The organism is Bacteroidota bacterium, assembly GCA_026391695.1.
Taxonomy (GTDB): Bacteria; Bacteroidota; Bacteroidia; order Bacteroidales; family JAGONC01; genus JAPLDP01.
Genome location: JAPLDP010000061.1, coordinates 1 through 17,002, shown reverse-complemented (window position 1 = coordinate 17,002; position 17,002 = coordinate 1). Strand labels below are relative to the sequence as shown.

Below are 17,002 nucleotides of genomic sequence, written 5' to 3'. Positions count from 1 at the left end.
AATATGCTGATGTTTATTTAAACAATTCCTTTAGTTTATCTGCCAGATCTTTACCTTTTAAATTCTTTTCGATGATCTTGCCCTCCCGGTCAATAAGATAGGATTGTGGAATCTCCTCCACATTGTAGATTTTTTGGATGGGTGAGCTGGGATATTTTAGATCACTGACTTGTATCCAGGTTATTTTATCCGTTTTAATGACATTGACCCATAAGTCTTTGTTATTGTCAAGTGATACACTAAAAATCTCAAAATCCCTGTTTTTATATTTTTCATAAAGTGCAATAAGGTTTTGGTTTTCTTTCCGGCATGGTGCACACCAGGCAGCCCAAAAATCGAGTAAAACGATTTTATTTCTATAATCCGAGAGTTTATGAGGAATACCCTGAGGATCATTTAAGCTTATATCTGGAGCTTTCGATCCAATTTTGAGATTTTCAAGTATAAGCTGCCTCTCCATTTCTACCTCCTTATACGACGCTATGCGTTTATGGTGATCTAATGTATGCTTGTTAGTTGGATAGTTTATCGTCAGAGCGCTGTCTAATATTAAAAAATAATTCAAATGATCCTTCTCATTTAAAACAGGTTGCGGACCAAATTTCTGGTTGATAATGAAAAGCGATGAAAGTGATCCGGGATTCTGCCGGATGATTTTTTTAACAGAATCCTGCTGATCTTGAATGATCGTTTCATAAATAACATTGATAGAATCCCTGATTCTTGCAAAATCTGGCAATTCTTTGCTCTTGAGGAATACCTGGTTTAGTTTCTGAATTCTTTCCTCATTGCGATTTGTGAAATCAAAATAATGTTTTAAGATAATATTATCACTGGTACCGCTAACCATGTATGATCGATGAACATCATATGCATCGGCCTGGAAATCAATAATATCTCCTCTTTTTAATACAAGAGGGAAATAATCATACGTTCCTATCTGGATGACATAGAACCCAGGTTCAATGACATTTAGATGGAATTTGAATTTTTCATCATTTGTTTTTATACGGATTGAATCAATCGGCCTTAACTGGCGAATATCTACCTCTTTTAGGTACAATGTCCTCCCATCCATACCGGTAAATCTTCCAAGTATAATGCATTCATCCTTACTAACTTGGTCTCTTTGGCAATTCTCCAAAAAAGAAGCAAACAAAATTAAAAGGGGCACAAAGACTTGTAATCTGATGAACTTCACATTTACAGGTATTGAAAAAGGAATAATTTTATAGTATCTCGTCCATACAAAATTAGTTTTTTGTTGATTTTCAACAAAAAATAAACGAAGCGACCTTCAATAATCGCATAAATGACTTGTAATAATAATTAGTTTTGTATTACAACCGATATGACTGAGATATATGCAAAAATCCTGTTTTATTCCTTTTCTTTATTGTCTAATAGTATCGGTAAATTTACAGGCTCAGAAGATACTTTTAGTTGAGTATGCCGGAACTATAAAAAATTTTAAATATTATGAAGGTGATAACATCCATATCAGGATTAAGAATGACACTGCTGCATTTCATTTAAAGGGTAAACTCACGAATATCAGAGATTCAACCATTTTCATAGATTATTGTAATGAGGTTACGATTACTGATATTGATGCAGTATTTCGGGAGAGAACCGGGATCAGAATAGCACAATCTGCAATGATCATTTCCGGAACAGGTTACTTTATTGTAGATACTTTCAACAGGACAATAAATAAGGAATCCCCACTTGTCGATCAGCAAACGGCTGTTATCGGCGGTTCTATCACTGCAGCCGGTCTGATAATGACTCTATTTAAGGAGCGTAAATTTAATATTAGGGATAAATGGCGTGTAAAAATCCTGATATTTGATTAGGTGGCTTTTTTAGTTTTACTTACGTAGTCTAAGATAAGTCTATCGAACGATGTGGAGATAGTCTTGTGGAAGGTGACAAAAACAGGGATATAGAATATGGGTAATCCAGAGATGTGTTCCTTCAACAAAGGTTCTTGAAGTCGCATAGCATCTTTTTCAGTAGTGATGATAATTTTGTTTTTCAGATACATCTTGTCATATTCTTCTCTTATCCTGTGGATGTCATCAACAGTATAGCGATGATGATCACCAAACTGAACCGTAACTAAATCGGTACACATTTTTTTCAGATGATCCTGAAGCGGATAAGGATTTGCGATGCCAACAACTAAAAGTATGCTACTGTATTTTTTTTTCTCAATGTCATTTTCCTCAACTGGTGTTCCGGATAATGGGATTAAATTGCCATAATCCAGGTATGAATAATGTAAATTCTGATAAGGTTCAGGGTGAATTTCTTCTGAAAGGTTTCTTTTAAGTATTGGGGAGAGAATTTTATCTGTTTTTGTAATGATCACTATATCAGCACGTTTACAACCAAATCGGGGTTCGCGAAGTGTTCCGAAGGGAAGAAGGTGATCGGTTGTAAACAGATTATGGTAATCAGTTAATAGAATTGATAAGCCGGGTTTAACGTAACGATGCTGAAGCGCATCATCAAGGAGAATAATGTCAATTTCGGGAAATTTTTCTTTTATAAGCTGTATACCTCTGCGCCGGTTTTCATCAACTGCCACGATGATCCCCCTGAATTTTCGTTTTATCTGAAGGGCTTCATCCCCAACCTGCTCAGTTGTTGAGTCGACATCAACCAACCTGAAACCCTTGGTCGATCTTTTATAACCACGACTTAATGTTGCAATGTTGTACTTATCCTGTAGTAACCTGATTAGGTATTCGATGTGGGGGCTTTTTCCAGTTCCGCCTACTGTTAGGTTACCTATGGAAATGACCGGAAAATTATAAGTTGTTGATGGCAATATGCCGATATCAAACAAAATATTCCTTATACAACCAGCAAGACCATATATTAATGAAAGTGGATAAAATAATATTTTGACAATGACCACTTTAATTTTTTTTTAAAGTTAAAAAATCTAATTATTGAAATACAAGAGATTATTAAAATTTAATAAAAGATGTTAATTTCGGGATGGAATTTAATTCGGATACCATTCAGAAACATTAATTTTATTTAAGAAAAAAAGCTAATGAAATTAAAACAAATCACTTTCTTTCTTGAAGAATATGCTCCTTTGTTTCTTCAGGAGTCATATGATAATGTGGGACTTATTATTGGTGATCCTGAACAGGAAATACATCAGGCACTGATTAGTCTTGATATTACAGAAGACGTAATAGAAGAAGCAATTACCAAACAATGTAATCTTATTATTTCACATCATCCCCTGATTTTCAGGAGTATCAGTAAGATTACTGGGAAGACTTCAGTCGAGCGTATGGTAATAAACGCAATTAAGAATGATTTGGCAATATATGCCATCCATACTAATATCGACAATCTACCCCACAGTGTCAATAAGTCTGTTTCAGAAAAGTTTAGAATAAAGAATTTACGGATATTAACCCCTAGGAAGGATTTGTTGCGCAAACTTGTCACTTTTTGCCCCTTGGAAAAATCCAATGAAGTCAGAGAGGCCTTATTTCAATCGGGTGCTGGTCACCTTGGGAATTATGATAAATGCAGCTTTAACCTTGAAGGAAGAGGATCATTCAGAGCAATGGAAAATGCTGATCCTTATGTAGGGAATATCGGAGAATTGCATTTCGAGAATGAAGTAAGAATTGAGATGGTTTATCCTGTCTATCGGGAAAAGGAGATTCTGGAGGCCTTGCTTCAGTCACACCCATATGAAGAGGTAGCTTATGACATTTACTCGCTGGGCAATGAATTTCATAATGCTGGTGCCGGTGTCATCGGAGAATTACCGGAAAGGATGGATGAAAAAAAATTCCTTGAAAAGGTAAAGCAAGAGATGAAATGTAGTTGTCTTCGACATTCTGGATTGACCGGAGGTAAAGTCAACAGGGTAGCCATCTGCGGTGGATCAGGCAGTTTTCTGATCCAGAAGGCTATTGTGGCCAAAGCTGATGCTTTCATAACAGCAGATCTTAAATATCATGATTTTTTTGAAGCAGAGGGTAAGATCCTGTTGGTTGATATTGGACACTATGAAAGTGAGCAGTTTATAAAAGAATTATTATTTACCATAATAAGCGAAAAATTTTCTAATTTTGCATGCTTCATTTCAGAGCTTAATACCAATTCAGTAAATTATTTTTAATTTATTATATATCAATTAATTAATTCGTTTTATGCCCCAAAAAACAACATCAAAATCTAGTCAGGCTTCGAAGTTACAGGTAGATCAGCCTGCTATCATTCAGGAATCACAACCTGCTGGTACAGCTTCTGTCGTAAACATCAAAGAATCTGATGATAGCGCTGAAGTGAGTATTGAAAAGAGACTTATTTCTTTATACTCATTACAACAAATCGATTCACAGATTGATAAGATCCGTATTATTCGCGGTGAATTGCCTTTGGAAGTTCAGGACTTGGAAGATGAAATTGTCGGACTTGAAACAAGAATTGAGAATCATAAGCAGGAGATTACTTCATTAGAGCGTTCTGTCAAAGATAAGGAATTAGTCATAAAGGAATGTGAAGCCTTAATCAAACGGTATGAAGAACAGCAAAAGAATGTAAGAAATAACAGGGAATATGATTCATTATCTAAGGAGATTGAGTTTCAAACACTAGAGATACAACTATCTGAGAAAAGAATAAAAGAGTATAAAGCTGATCTGGAAATTAAAAAAAGTGAAATAAAAAATTCACAGCAAGTCCTTGATGAAAGAAAAAATGATATGGGGGAGAAAAAAGCTGAATTAAAAGATATAGTTGCTGAAACTGAAAAGGAGGAGAAGACATTACAGGAACAGTCGCTTAAACATCAGAAATATATTGAAGACCGGTTGCTCAAAGCTTATAAGCGTATCAGAAAAAATGCACGGAATGGTTTAGCTGTTGTGCAAATTGAAAGAGATGCTTGTGGTGGTTGCTTTAGTAGCATTCCCCCTCAAAGACAATTGGATATCAGGATGCACAAAAAAATCATTGTTTGTGAATACTGCGGGAGAATTATTGTTGATGATTCTATAGTTGAAGCTGTTAAAATATGATCATTTTCAGCTTACTTACCCCTTAACAGTATTAATATTTAATTCCCAGGGTAAGCAAGAAATTATTGATTTTGGTATTTATCTTTGCTGGCTGGACAAAAACATTTGCTGATTCATACATATAGTAATCTTCAGCAAAGAAGGTATAATTGTAGGCAAAATCCACATAGAAATTTTTATCCCTATATCCCAGACCTGCTGCAATAGTGCTCTTTAGGGCATCATTAATTCCAGATTTATATGGGCTACCATAATAAGCATAACCTGCTCTTACACTTACCTGACCAAATTTCCATTCAGTACCAATACGAATATTAGAAGCAGAAGTGTATTTTGAGTGTATAGCCTGGTTTTCGGAATAAAAATCATAGTCGTAGCTACGCAACTTGGCTCTGGTATAGTCGAGATATTCATAGTCAGCGCTGATCAATCCATACTGACCAATAATGAATGCAATACTACCGATTCCTCTCATTGGTGTTTCCAGTTCATAATCGAAGTTACCAAGAGGTGAGGGCCAGGAATAGTTTTGTCCATTGTTCAACTTGGAGGACATACTGGCATTCCATTCATCCCTCATGTTACCATAATAGGAGGGTGTATGAAAAGCCGCACCTACACGTACCCAATCGGTTGGCCGGTATATTAAACCGAATTTGAAATTAAATCCGGTACCTTTAGTCGTTAAATCCTCATATCTAGTAAAGGATTTGAAAGTATTGGTGTCGTCGGTTATTTTGTTTATCTCCCGATAAGTCGATTCCTGATGAAACCGAATATAGGGTATCGCAATCGTCGCTCCCAGATATAACCTTTCACTGTAATTAGCCCCAAAGGAGAAGCCTACTTCATTCATATAACCTTCTGAGAGGATGGATTTCCTTTGATCTACAGGAGCAATAGAGCCATCAGGATAGAGCGGGGCTCTATTAAAATAGTTTAAGGTTAAAGGAATAGGATCGATTAAATAGGTTTCATAAGCAAGTTTAGTATCAAATGGATCAAGGTCATTGGTTGAGTTACCATTGGCATACTCTACATATGCATCCAGTAAGGAGTTCTCACGATTCGTTCCTCCTATAATAATCCTGTTATGGAAGTTATTATTCCTGATAAGGCTAAACCCGAATTGAACATTATGCCATTTACCCTCCTGGTTTTTTCCTGAAACATCGGAGGTATAAATAAATCCAACACTGCTAATATTAAAATTGTTCATATAATCCGAATTTTCTGAACCGTAATAAGAAGTGCTTGTTCCCGAATTATATACGGAAGGGGTGAAAACGATTTCCGAAGTTTTAAATATTCCAATTCCGGCAGGATTTGAACCAATGACTGATAAATCGGCTCCTACTGCTCCGAAAGCACCCGCTAAACCCATATATCGTGCTGTTCCTCCAAATGTAGTTTGGGAATAACGTAAGGCATCTACTTCATTTTGTCCGCCTACAGTCAGACATAAGAGGATAAGAATAGGAACAATTATTTCTCTTTTTTTCATTTTTTTTGGTTTTAAAACGAAAAACTAATTATTAATCCGAAGAGTATTACATGGACTACCTTCTATTTCCGCCACTGGATGATCCAGAACTTGAACGGGAAGGTGATGAACTGCTTCCACCGGATGACCTGGAGGGAGCGGAATAGTTACTGCCTGAGCGGGAAGGAGTAGAAATGCTCCTGCTATTAGAAGGTGTCGGTGGTGAATAACTTTTGTTGTTGAACTGAACTGGTTTTGAATTGTTTAAATTACCCGATTGTTTCTGTACCGTCCCTTTTGATTCATAGCTTCTTTTCGGTTGTGGAGCAGTGGAATTTGTATTTTGTTTAGGCTCAGAGTAATTTTTTACGTTTCCAGATCTGGGTGAATTATATTCCTGGCTGGATTTTGGTTTAGTATATTGCGGAGAACGGTAAGTTTTTACTGAATTCTGCTGTATTTGTTTACTTATTTGGTTATTATTTTCGTACCGGTTAATCGGACTCTGATTTTCTTTAACACCTCTTTGTTCGGCTGCTGGTTTAGTGTATGAGGGTTTTTGTCTGGTGTCTTGGTAAATTTCTTTGCTTTCCCTTGCATTGTTTATGTTCTGGACAGGGCTAATGTCGGGTTTTTCTGTTTCCACCGAAGTATTGTTGCGGCTCGAAAGTATTGGATTATTATTCGTTTCGGCGCTTTTAGAAGCGCGTGAATTTTCTGATGCATTGGAATTGTCAGAAGTTTTGGTTTCTGAGTAAGTTTCTGAGCTGGCGATACCTCTAAGATTTGATGACACCTGTTCTGAACCTGTCCGTCCAGGTATGCTAATATTGGAATTTTGATCACTTCCGCTGTTGTTTCTACCTCTGTAATCTGTGCTGTTATTACTGCTGTTTGATAATCTAGGCCCATAATAAAGGGAAGCATAGTCATTATAATTATCATAATAATGACTTCCGACCCAAAGGCCATCATTATAGCCGTCCCAATATCCATTCCAGTAACTGCCGTATCCATATGATGGCCAACCCCATCCATAATAAGGATTATACCAAGAGTCCCAATAGAATGGCGGGTAATAACTATATGAAGGATAGCCCCATCCCCAACCGATAGAGCCACATCCCCAGTTAAAGCCCAAGGACATATTCAACCCAGAGTACCAGGGATCATAATAAAAGGGATCAGTATAGTAATTACAGTAGTAACTATCGAAACAGTATGGCTGATAGAATCTTCTGAGTCTGGAGGCATACTCCAAATCGGAGTAATAGTTATTCGTGATATATGTAGTACCATTAGGATCGGTATAAGTTTCCGATTCAGAATATGCGGGTTCATATGTTTCGTAAATGGTATCATCAGTAATATATTCATCTTCAGGCTCATTATTTGCTGTGACTACTTCAGTGGGAGTATAGGTTTGCTGAGGAATTGGTTGAACCACTTTGGCCGAATAATAGACGTCATCATAAATTGGTTTATTAGACGAATAATAGGTTGATGAACATGAGGCCAGAAATAGAGCAGCTAGGGAAATGAATAATACTAAGGTTTTCATGATTTTATCCTCCATACTTTTATATATTTTTGTCTGAATCAGATTCATTTTTAATAAATCTTTAAATTTGCCCCTCATTCAGCACTTTCAGATTTTGAAAGAACAGTGTAATTTTAGCAAATATTATACCACAAATAACATATGGCTAAAGATTTTGCATCAAGAGAAGAAAATTATGCCCAGTGGTACAATGACCTGGTAATCAGGGCCGGCCTTGCAGAGAATTCGGCTGTCAGAGGTTGCATGGTAATAAAACCCTATGGTTATTCTATATGGGAAGGCATGCAGGCCGCACTTGATAAAATGTTCAAGGACACAGGTCATTCCAATGCCTATTTCCCTCTTTTAATACCCAAATCATTTTTTAGCAAGGAGGCCAGCCATGTTGAAGGATTTGCCAAAGAATGTGCTGTGGTTACTCATTACCGGTTGAAAAATGCCGATGATGGAAGTGGAATTATTGTGGATGAGGAAGCAAAGCTTGAAGAAGAGTTGATCATAAGACCTACTTCTGAAACAATTATTTGGGACTCTTACCGTAATTGGATACAGTCATACCGTGATTTGCCTCTTCTTATTAATCAGTGGGCCAATGTCGTGCGTTGGGAAATGAGGACACGATTGTTTCTCAGGACTACTGAATTTCTTTGGCAGGAAGGTCACACAGCTCATGCCACACAAGAGGAAGCTGTAAAGGAAGCCGAACTGATTCTGAATATATATTCAGATTTTGCAGAAAAATGGATGGCCATCCCAGTAATAAAAGGTGTTAAATCTCCAAATGAACGTTTTGCTGGTGCTGTTGATACATATGGTATTGAGGCTTTAATGCAAGATGGTAAGGCGCTTCAGACGGGAACATCCCATTTCCTTGGTCAGAATTTTGCCAAGGCATTTGATGTAAAGTTTTTAAACAAGGAAAACAAGTTGGATTATGTCTGGGCAACATCCTGGGGAGTTTCTACACGTTTAGTGGGAGCACTGATCATGTCTCATTCTGATGATCATGGACTTGTTATTCCCCCCAAACTGGCACCTACACAGGTTGTTATTGTTCCGATCTATAATAAGACCGATCAACTTTCTCTGATATCTGAACGGGCGTTCAGGATAAAGGAAGCACTTGAAAAGAAAGGCATAAGCGTATTATATGATGCACGGGATTCATATAAACCGGGATGGAAGTTCACTGAATATGAGTTTAAAGGTATTCCTATTCGCCTGGCAATAGGTCCGCGTGATATGGAAAATAATACTGTTGAAATTGCCCGGCGGGATACTTTAGAAAAAGAGACATTTCAGATTACCGATATTGAAAATAAGATTGAACATCTTCTTGTTCAGATTCAGCAGAAGTTGTATGAGCGAGCTTTATCATACCGTGAAAACAATACTCATATTGTTAATTCCTGGGATGAGTTCAAAGAGATTATCGAAAACGAAGGAGGATTCCTGATGGCTCATTGGGATGGCACTTCTGAAACAGAGATTGCAATCAAAGAAGATACTAAAGCCACTATCCGTGTGATACCGTTTGATGACAATCCGGAACCTGGTAAGTGTGTATATTCAGGAAGGCCATCAAAGCAAAGAGTCGTTTTTGCCAGAGCATATTAGCTTCACTTTTTTAGTAATTGATCAATTCGGAGGAATACATCCCAGTATGTATTCTTGTTCATTTCAGACCAATGAATGATGTTGTAGCGGTATTGATATGTTTGGATCTGACATACCAGGATAAATATCACGATGAGAGAAATATACATTACCCTACAGATTCTTGATCTAAGATTTTCGAGAGTCAGCCCTAGTAATATTGCAAATACTGAATAATACTCGATAAAAACCCTGGAAGAAAAACTACCTCCATAATACCACATCCACCAGGAAGAAAAAACGAATATGATAAGCCCCAGAAAAGCAAAGAGAGAAAAAAATTGGTATATATTTTTTCTGAATAAAAAATACCCCCCAGCCAGTGAGATGAGGAGCAACGGTGTATAAACAAATAAGCCTTTTTTATAACTGAACAGGATTTTAATAATCTGTGGTCTCAAAAAATTAAATCCTTCATTAGCATAAGAATAAATTAAACAATGATCGGTTTGAATCAAATAGATAATAAATTGTATTCCGAAAATCAATAAAAAAAAAGTGATTCCCAAAAACAGGAAAGGGTAGCTTTTGAAGGTTGATTTTAATCCCTGAGTGAGATGAGATAACTGGTCGGCCATAAACGGGGTAATGAATATAATCAGGAGATTGACGGGTCGGATAAGTGCGATTATTCCAAGCAGGGCGCCAAGTAGGGGAAGACTTCTTTTGTCATAGTTGGTGAAATATCTCTTCAAAAAATACAAGAACATGGTAATAAAGGCGAAAGAATATACATGCGACATAGAGAATTCGATAATTGTATAATAGAAGAGGTTGGTGCCGAACACAAGAGAAAAAAGTATCAGAGAAACATAGCCATCCCGGAGGTGATATAAACTTAAAAGCTTTTTAAGAAAATAAAGTGAAAGTGCTAAATAGAAAATCACCCCAATCTGCAGCATGAGAGTATAATACTTTGAATAGCCATCTGGAGTATTGTGGGAAAGAAGGGTAATGGCATGTCCAAGAATGAAAAAGGGTGCCAGGCAGAGAGCTGTTCCAGCATAATATTTATTGATGACATATCCATTATATGTATACCTGTAATCGTAAAAGAGATCTTTTTTATAATATTTCACCATTTCGATGGAATCGAAGAAGCCAAAGTTCAAATCCTTATATATAAAAACTGCCGGTAAATAGGCATAGTATCCCTTTCCATCTGATTCAATGATCCCTTTTGAATAATCCTTACTGAGGTTAATATTCATTGATACAAACATCAGAATAAGAATAATGGCAGGTATCGTCACTCTTATGGTGAGGTGTTGGATGGAGTTTTTCATTATATAGATCAGGCTCGAATAGTTATAAGTAGTTCATTTTTAATCTATTTGTCCAGTTTTATTAACTGTCCTGTGCCTGTGATTTTTGTCTTTATTATTTCCGGATTTCCTTTATAATAAATATTGCCGATGTTTTCAATTTCGACTTACAGTTGTTTAGTTCAATAGACATAGCAGTCGTTGGATCCCCGGTTATTCATGAATGTGAATTGGGTAATAAGATCCTGACAGTAGAAAGGCCCGTAACTGGAAGCATAGATATAATTAACATTAGATGTTCCTCTTATATTAAAATCAACAGTACCATAATGGAGGCTAAGGACTGATTTCTGTGTTGCAATATCCAGGTCGATGGAACCTGAACCATCCCAAACCTCAATATTCAGTGAATCGCTTACTATTGTGTTGGTACTGATGATGTTGCCTGAAGCCTTATAATAAATGTTGACAAGATGTGCGACAGAAAGATAGATATCGATGTCCTTATTATAGTTTCTAACCCAATCACATGTATTTTCATTTCTAATAGTCAACTTTTTATCCTGCACATCTGTAATGATCGATCCCATAATGTTTTCGTCTGCCTCCACTTTAATACCACAGTGGACATCCTGAGTGATGATCAGGTTGACATTATCAGCAAGGTCAATATATTCAAAATCAGGCACATTTCTTTCTTCGATAATGATCTTTCCTGTGTTTTTAAAACAATCTCCAAGGTCAAGTTTTTCGCAGGATATAAATAGGAAGCTCAAAATTAACTTAATGATGATATGTATTTTAGGAAGGGTCATTGTTAATAGTACCATTTAATTTTATATCCCATTCCCCAACCAATAAAATCAGCCCTACCCCAGTGAACCTTAAGTGTAATGTTGGCATAAAGATGTTCAGAAAAATCATATTTTATCGATACTTTCTGATAGACAGATCCATCACTCTGATCTTTTCCGCTGAGGTACATTCCGTAGTTAAAATCAAAAGCGAGTTTTCCAAGAGCCAACTGATAGGCAATATTCAACCCTGTTTTTATCAGTGAAAATTTATTTTCTACTATGACATGATTTTTCTCCAGTATTTTTTCATCAGATCCATCATAAGAAACATCAAAACCTCCACCGAATTTGCTTTTATAACTTATCTGTTTAAGGGCGGTACCAAACAGGGAGTAAACAAAAAACTTTTTACCAACAAGTGCTTGCAGATCTTTGAATCCGAAAACACCGGTTAGATTAAATTCTATTATACGGTGGATATCAAAATCAAAGGGTTTGGTCGGGGAATATAGTCTTTTTTGTATAGGTACGTTTTGCCTGTTAAAAAAACGTTGTAGACCTATTGAAATGGCTGGTACGTTTAATCCATAATTAGGCAGCTTAAATGATCCGTTGCTGAAATGGGTCAATGTTAGACCGGCAGTGAACCAGTAAAAATCATTAAGTCTGTAATTGAGTTCAAGCATCAGATTCCCTGCGAAATTAATATGTGAACCTATTGCCAGATGTTTAAAATTTTCAAGTCTTTCAAATTTTTTTGTTAGATAGCCTATGCCTGCACCAAGCCTAAATCCAATGGTGATGGTTTTTGTTTTAATAATAGGAAAATTGATATATGGAAAGAGGGCATTGGCGGTTCCAAGGTACGGAGATATGCCAAGTCCTGAATGATAATACACGATACCGATATCGGGATAACTATACATCTGTTCCCAAAACTGTTGGCCATAAGTGGCTTTACCCAAGCTGATTTCAATGGCCGGGAAATGGCTATTGTATATTTCCATTCCAATATGATGATTAGCGATAAAGCCGTAATATAATTTACATTCTAAATAAAGATTTGACCGGTAAAGTTTATGTTTAAATCTGTTAGGAGGACGTTTATAATCATCACCTCTTCCAGCAAAAACCTGATTTGAAGTTGTGAGGATGAAAATCATCCATATTAAGATGCAGGAGATGCCAAGGGATCTTATGGAGTTGCCAATGTTCAACTTGTCATGATTGTTTTTCTTGATGGTTCAGTATTGACTCAGATGCGCAAAATTACATAAATTTAAGCGTTTGGAAAATCCTTACTTTTGTCAAAATTTTACTTATGAAAACGCAAACAGAAAAACAGATTGGAAAGGCTAAAACGAGAGTTGAAAGAATTTGGTTATAAAGTGATTAAAGATGATTTAGACGTTGCATGAGTCAAAGGCCGATTTTTACTGGAGGTACAAACCCCGTTTATGAAACTGGCATCAACAGATAAGCACAAAAGAATGTTGCTACGAGCACGCGGATGAAATTTTTATTTCTTATCGGGATTAGCAGCTTAAATTAAGTAGTTGATATTGTATAACTTAAAAAATTATTTACGGATGAAAGAAAAATTGGATGCTTTTGAAAGATTGCTCACAATTATGGATGAGTTAAGGGCAAAATGCCCCTGGGATAAAGAGCAGACGTTTGATAGTTTGAGGCATCTTACCATTGAGGAGATGTATGAGCTTTCTGATGCCATCCTTGTAAAAGACATAAATGAGATAAAGAATGAGCTAGGAGATATAATGTTACATATTGTATTTTATTCGAAGATTGCTTCTGAGACCAATGATTTTGATGTTGGGGATGTGATCAATGATCTCAATAAGAAGCTTATAAAGCGGCATCCACATATTTATGGTAATGTAGAGGTTCAGAATTCACGGGATGTCAGGAACAATTGGGAGAAGATAAAGATGGGAGAAGGACGCAGGTCGGTTCTTGGAGGTGTTCCCAATGCATTGCCTGCACTTGTAAAGGCATATAGAATTCAGGAAAAGGCCAGCGGTGCAGGTTTTGACTGGGAAGAACCAAGGCAGGTTTGGGAGAAAGTCATGGAAGAAAAAGATGAGCTTTTAAAAGAAGTGAATGAAGGCTCCGCTAAAGATAAAATAGAGGATGAATTTGGGGATCTGCTTTTTGCCCTGGTCAATTATGCCAGGTTTATTAAAGTCAATCCAGAAGATGCTTTAGAGAAGACAAACAGAAGATTTATCAGGAGATTCAACTATATGGAAGAACAAGTAGATAAGGATGGAAGGTTCTTGAAGGATATGACGCTCAGTGAGATGGATATATACTGGAATGAGGCAAAAAAAAATGAAGGATAAAAAATACAGAATGGAATTCTTTATCCTTCATGATTGAATTTAATGTTTACTAAGGTACTTTGCTACACCATCTGCTGTCGCTTTCATAGCTTCGTCGCCTTTGTGCCAATTTGCAGGACAAACCTCACCAAATTCTTCAAAGAACTGCAATGCATCGACCATCCGGATAGCTTCATCGATATTTCTGCCAAGGGGAAGGTCATTCACTAGCTGGTGGCGCACCATGCCTTGTTTGTCAATCAGGAAAAGGCCACGGTATGCAATGGGAGTACCTTTGAAGCCCATTTCATCATCTTCGGTATTATATTCATATTCACCAGCCAGAACATCATAATTCTGGGAGATGGTTTTAGAAAGGTCAGAGACCAGAGGGAATTTAACACCTTTAATTCCACCGTCCTTTTTTTCGGTATTAAGCCATGCCCAGTGCGAGAATTTCGAGTCGATAGAGCATCCGATAACAGCTACATTTCTTTTCTCAAACTCATCGAATTTTTCCTGAAATGCCAGGATTTCAGTTGGGCATACAAAAGTAAAGTCGAGGGGATAGAAAAAAAAGATAACATATTTTTTCCCGATATACTGCTCCAATGAAAATTTTTCGACAAATTCTCCACCGTTTACAACGGCATCTGCTTCAAATAAGGGAGCTTTTTTACCAACTAATACTGCCATTTGCTTGATATTTTAGGTTAATAAATGTAAAAAAAGTTATTACATGCCGTAAAATTACAAAAAACTTAACTTCTTACATTAGTTGATTTAAATCGAGTGTAATTTTCTTATTTTCAATATAATCATGAAGTGTCAGTTTACGTAATTCAAAGAAGTTTCTCCAATAGGTATTAAGTGTGCTGATATAAGCTTTTCTGTTATTATCCTTATCGGTCTGAGCCAGGTTTAACTCTATAATATTGATGGTTCCGATCAAATATCTTTGTTTAGTTACATCATAGCGTTTCTGGGCAACTGTATCGCTTTTGGCTGCAATAGATAGCTGGTTCCTTAGCATATTGAATTGCATGACCTTTAGAAAGACTTCCTGGTCAAAGTCAATTTGATCCTGTTCAACAGATGTTTTAATTAATTCCTGGTTTGATTCGGCCATTTTTATTTTTCCTTTTGATAAGCCCCAATCAACAATAGGTACCTGAATGCCGAGTGAAATCTGTTCCTGATTAAGCGGTGCAGTATAGGCTTCATCAATAAAATCTCCGCTTTGTGTCAATCCATAAACTGCATAAAGATTTGCGCTGAATCTTCCTTCAAGTTTTGCTCTGCTGACATCACTTTGGGCTTCAAGTAAGCGGCGGCTGAATGAAAGAGCCTCAGAACGATTATCCCTGGCTTCAGAAAGAGCATCCTGAATGTTCACAGAGATTGTGTATGATTTAACGGGAGGTACAAGTTCTATTCCGAGAGTATCCTTAATCCTGAGATAGGATTTGAGGTTGAATGATTTTATTTCCAGATCCAGCTTTGCTTCCTCGACATTGGTATTAGAATTAAGAAGGTTCAGCTCCATTTGTAAAAGTTCGTTTTCGGCGATTGTTCCGATATTATACCTTCCTTTTGCTATCTGATAGAGAGTATCATTGTTTGCCTGGTTGACGAGCTGGATATTAAGGTTAATCTGTGCGAGTAAAAGGTCAAAGAAGTAATTGGTTGCAGTAATGGAAACCTGTTCCATATCTTCCAAATATTTTCTCTTAGCCTCTTCATATCGCAGGGGTTCAATTTTTCTATCCCATTTAAATGAGTTAAATTCAAAAATAGGCTGCCGTATACCGATATTCAATGGCGTAGTGAGATAAGAAAATGTGGAATCATCAAAATTATCTATCCGCTGGAGGTTCGTGTTCATAAAGATTTGGCCCCCAGTAAATGGAATGTTTTGTGATACCGAAAGGTTTACAGAGGAGCGTGAAATCTGGCGTCTGATGAAGACTTCGGTACCATCGGGTTGTGTAATGACGTCAATAGATCGGCTTAAGTTGGGGAGGGTAGCATCAAATTCGACAAGGGGTTTATATCCTGCCTTATAAGTCCTGAATTGCCAGTAACTGCTGCGGAACCTATGTTTGGCAATAAGTGCATCAGGAGATTGATTTTTTGCGATATAAATAACATCATCAAGTGTAAGTTTTTTGGTTATATCCTGACCATGACTATAAAAAGAGAATGTCACTATTAAACATGTGATGATGATTTTCACTATATTCTTTCCGGTCATAATTTATCTCGAAAATTGATTATTCAAATAATTTATTCATAACGTAATGATTCCACAGGATCTTTTTCGGAGGCTTTTTTTGCAGGCATATAGCCGAAAAGAATACCAACAGCCAAGGAAACGCCAAAGGAAATGAAAATGGATACCGGTGAAACGATGGTGAGTATATGTGTAAGGCTCATGATAAGTTTAGAAAATGTTATGCCCACAATGATACCGATAATACCTCCGGTCAATCCGATTATGGTAGCTTCGAAAAGAAACTGCAGGGTGATGTCTTTTTTATTGGCTCCTGAAGCCATTCTGATGCCAATTTCTTTTGTACGTTCAGTGACAGAAGCCAGCATGATGTTCATGATACCAATACCGCCGACGATGAGAGAGATACCGGCAATAGCGCCTAACACAATATTAAAGATATCTTTTGTTCTTTGCTGTTGTTTAACCTGAATAATTCATAAATCCAAAATTCGGATAAAAAGCTATACTATTTCCAGGACGAATACAAAAAATTAGGCAAGCTGGGATAATTTGTAAGATATTGATGCAGTTTTTGTTTTGACAAAATTCATTGTTCAGGT

General features: G+C 36.7%; 14 protein-coding genes and 1 pseudogene. 5 read left to right on the top strand and 10 right to left on the bottom strand.

The annotated features are described in order from the left end of the window. Positions 1 to 13: 13 nt before the first annotated feature. Positions 14 to 1,174, bottom strand: a complete 1,161-nt coding sequence (locus tag NT175_07580; protein ID MCX6234570.1) for a TlpA disulfide reductase family protein — start codon at positions 1,172 to 1,174, stop codon at positions 14 to 16. Between the two features lie 190 nt (positions 1,175 to 1,364). Here NT175_07580 and NT175_07575 point away from each other — a divergent pair, with 190 nt between their 5' ends. Beyond that, on the top strand, positions 1,365 to 1,856 hold the full coding sequence (locus NT175_07575) for a hypothetical protein (protein ID MCX6234569.1): 492 nt from the start codon (positions 1,365 to 1,367) through the stop codon (positions 1,854 to 1,856). On the opposite strand, the gene lpxK is transcribed toward NT175_07575, so the two are convergent. Continuing rightward, positions 1,853 to 2,926, bottom strand: coding sequence for a tetraacyldisaccharide 4'-kinase (gene lpxK, locus NT175_07570; GenBank protein ID MCX6234568.1), 1,074 nt, complete (start codon positions 2,924 to 2,926; stop codon positions 1,853 to 1,855). The genes NT175_07575 and lpxK overlap by 4 nt on opposite strands. Positions 2,927 to 3,067: 141 nt before the next feature. On the opposite strand from lpxK, the gene NT175_07565 reads away from it, so the two are divergent. Together NT175_07565 and NT175_07560 are read left to right on the top strand one after the other, a co-directional pair. Further along, positions 3,068 to 4,162, top strand: a complete 1,095-nt coding sequence (locus tag NT175_07565; protein MCX6234567.1) for a Nif3-like dinuclear metal center hexameric protein — start codon at positions 3,068 to 3,070, stop codon at positions 4,160 to 4,162. A 31-nt stretch (positions 4,163 to 4,193) separates the two neighbouring features. Then, on the top strand, positions 4,194 to 5,063 hold the full coding sequence (locus tag NT175_07560) for a C4-type zinc ribbon domain-containing protein (GenBank protein MCX6234566.1): 870 nt from the start codon (positions 4,194 to 4,196) through the stop codon (positions 5,061 to 5,063). A 31-nt stretch (positions 5,064 to 5,094) separates the two neighbouring features. Here the strand turns inward: NT175_07560 and NT175_07555 are convergent, their stop codons facing one another. After that, positions 5,095 to 6,567, bottom strand: a complete 1,473-nt coding sequence (locus NT175_07555) for a hypothetical protein (protein MCX6234565.1) — start codon at positions 6,565 to 6,567, stop codon at positions 5,095 to 5,097. A 55-nt stretch (positions 6,568 to 6,622) separates the two neighbouring features. Further along, positions 6,623 to 8,107, bottom strand: a complete 1,485-nt coding sequence (locus tag NT175_07550; protein MCX6234564.1) for a hypothetical protein — start codon at positions 8,105 to 8,107, stop codon at positions 6,623 to 6,625. A 141-nt stretch (positions 8,108 to 8,248) separates the two neighbouring features. Between NT175_07550 and proS the strand changes: the two genes are divergently transcribed. Beyond that, the gene (gene proS / locus NT175_07545) at positions 8,249 to 9,724 is read left to right on the top strand and encodes a proline--tRNA ligase (protein MCX6234563.1); all 1,476 of its coding nucleotides are present in this window, start codon (positions 8,249 to 8,251) and stop codon (positions 9,722 to 9,724) included. A gap of 2 nt (positions 9,725 to 9,726) precedes the next feature. Here proS and NT175_07540 read toward each other — a convergent pair whose 3' ends face one another. The 3 genes from NT175_07540 to NT175_07530 all read right to left on the bottom strand — a co-directional run bounded on the left by NT175_07540 (position 9,727) and on the right by NT175_07530 (position 12,832). Beyond that, positions 9,727 to 11,049, bottom strand: coding sequence for a hypothetical protein (locus NT175_07540; GenBank protein ID MCX6234562.1), 1,323 nt, complete (start codon positions 11,047 to 11,049; stop codon positions 9,727 to 9,729). A 161-nt stretch (positions 11,050 to 11,210) separates the two neighbouring features. After that, complete coding sequence (locus tag NT175_07535; protein MCX6234561.1) at positions 11,211 to 11,804, bottom strand: DUF2807 domain-containing protein; 594 nt, start codon at positions 11,802 to 11,804, stop codon at positions 11,211 to 11,213. Positions 11,805 to 11,845: 41 nt separating this feature from the next. After that, positions 11,846 to 12,832, bottom strand: a complete 987-nt coding sequence (locus tag NT175_07530; GenBank protein MCX6234560.1) for an acyloxyacyl hydrolase — start codon at positions 12,830 to 12,832, stop codon at positions 11,846 to 11,848. Between the two features lie 582 nt (positions 12,833 to 13,414). Here NT175_07530 and mazG point away from each other — a divergent pair. After that, complete coding sequence (mazG, locus tag NT175_07525; protein ID MCX6234559.1) at positions 13,415 to 14,188, top strand: nucleoside triphosphate pyrophosphohydrolase; 774 nt, start codon at positions 13,415 to 13,417, stop codon at positions 14,186 to 14,188. Positions 14,189 to 14,227: 39 nt separating this feature from the next. Here the strand turns inward: mazG and NT175_07520 are convergent, their stop codons facing one another. From NT175_07520 to NT175_07510, 3 genes and pseudogenes are all read right to left on the bottom strand, one after another. Further along, a complete protein-coding gene (locus tag NT175_07520) occupies positions 14,228 to 14,863 on the bottom strand; it encodes a peroxiredoxin (protein MCX6234558.1) in 636 nt (211 codons plus the stop codon). Between the two features lie 73 nt (positions 14,864 to 14,936). Next, positions 14,937 to 16,421 (bottom strand): TolC family protein, encoded by a 1,485-nt coding sequence (locus NT175_07515; GenBank protein MCX6234557.1) that lies wholly within the window; start codon positions 16,419 to 16,421, stop codon positions 14,937 to 14,939. Positions 16,422 to 16,453: 32 nt separating this feature from the next. Beyond that, positions 16,454 to 16,867 (bottom strand): annotated as a pseudogene (locus NT175_07510) (FtsX-like permease family protein). Positions 16,868 to 17,002 lie beyond the last annotated feature (135 nt).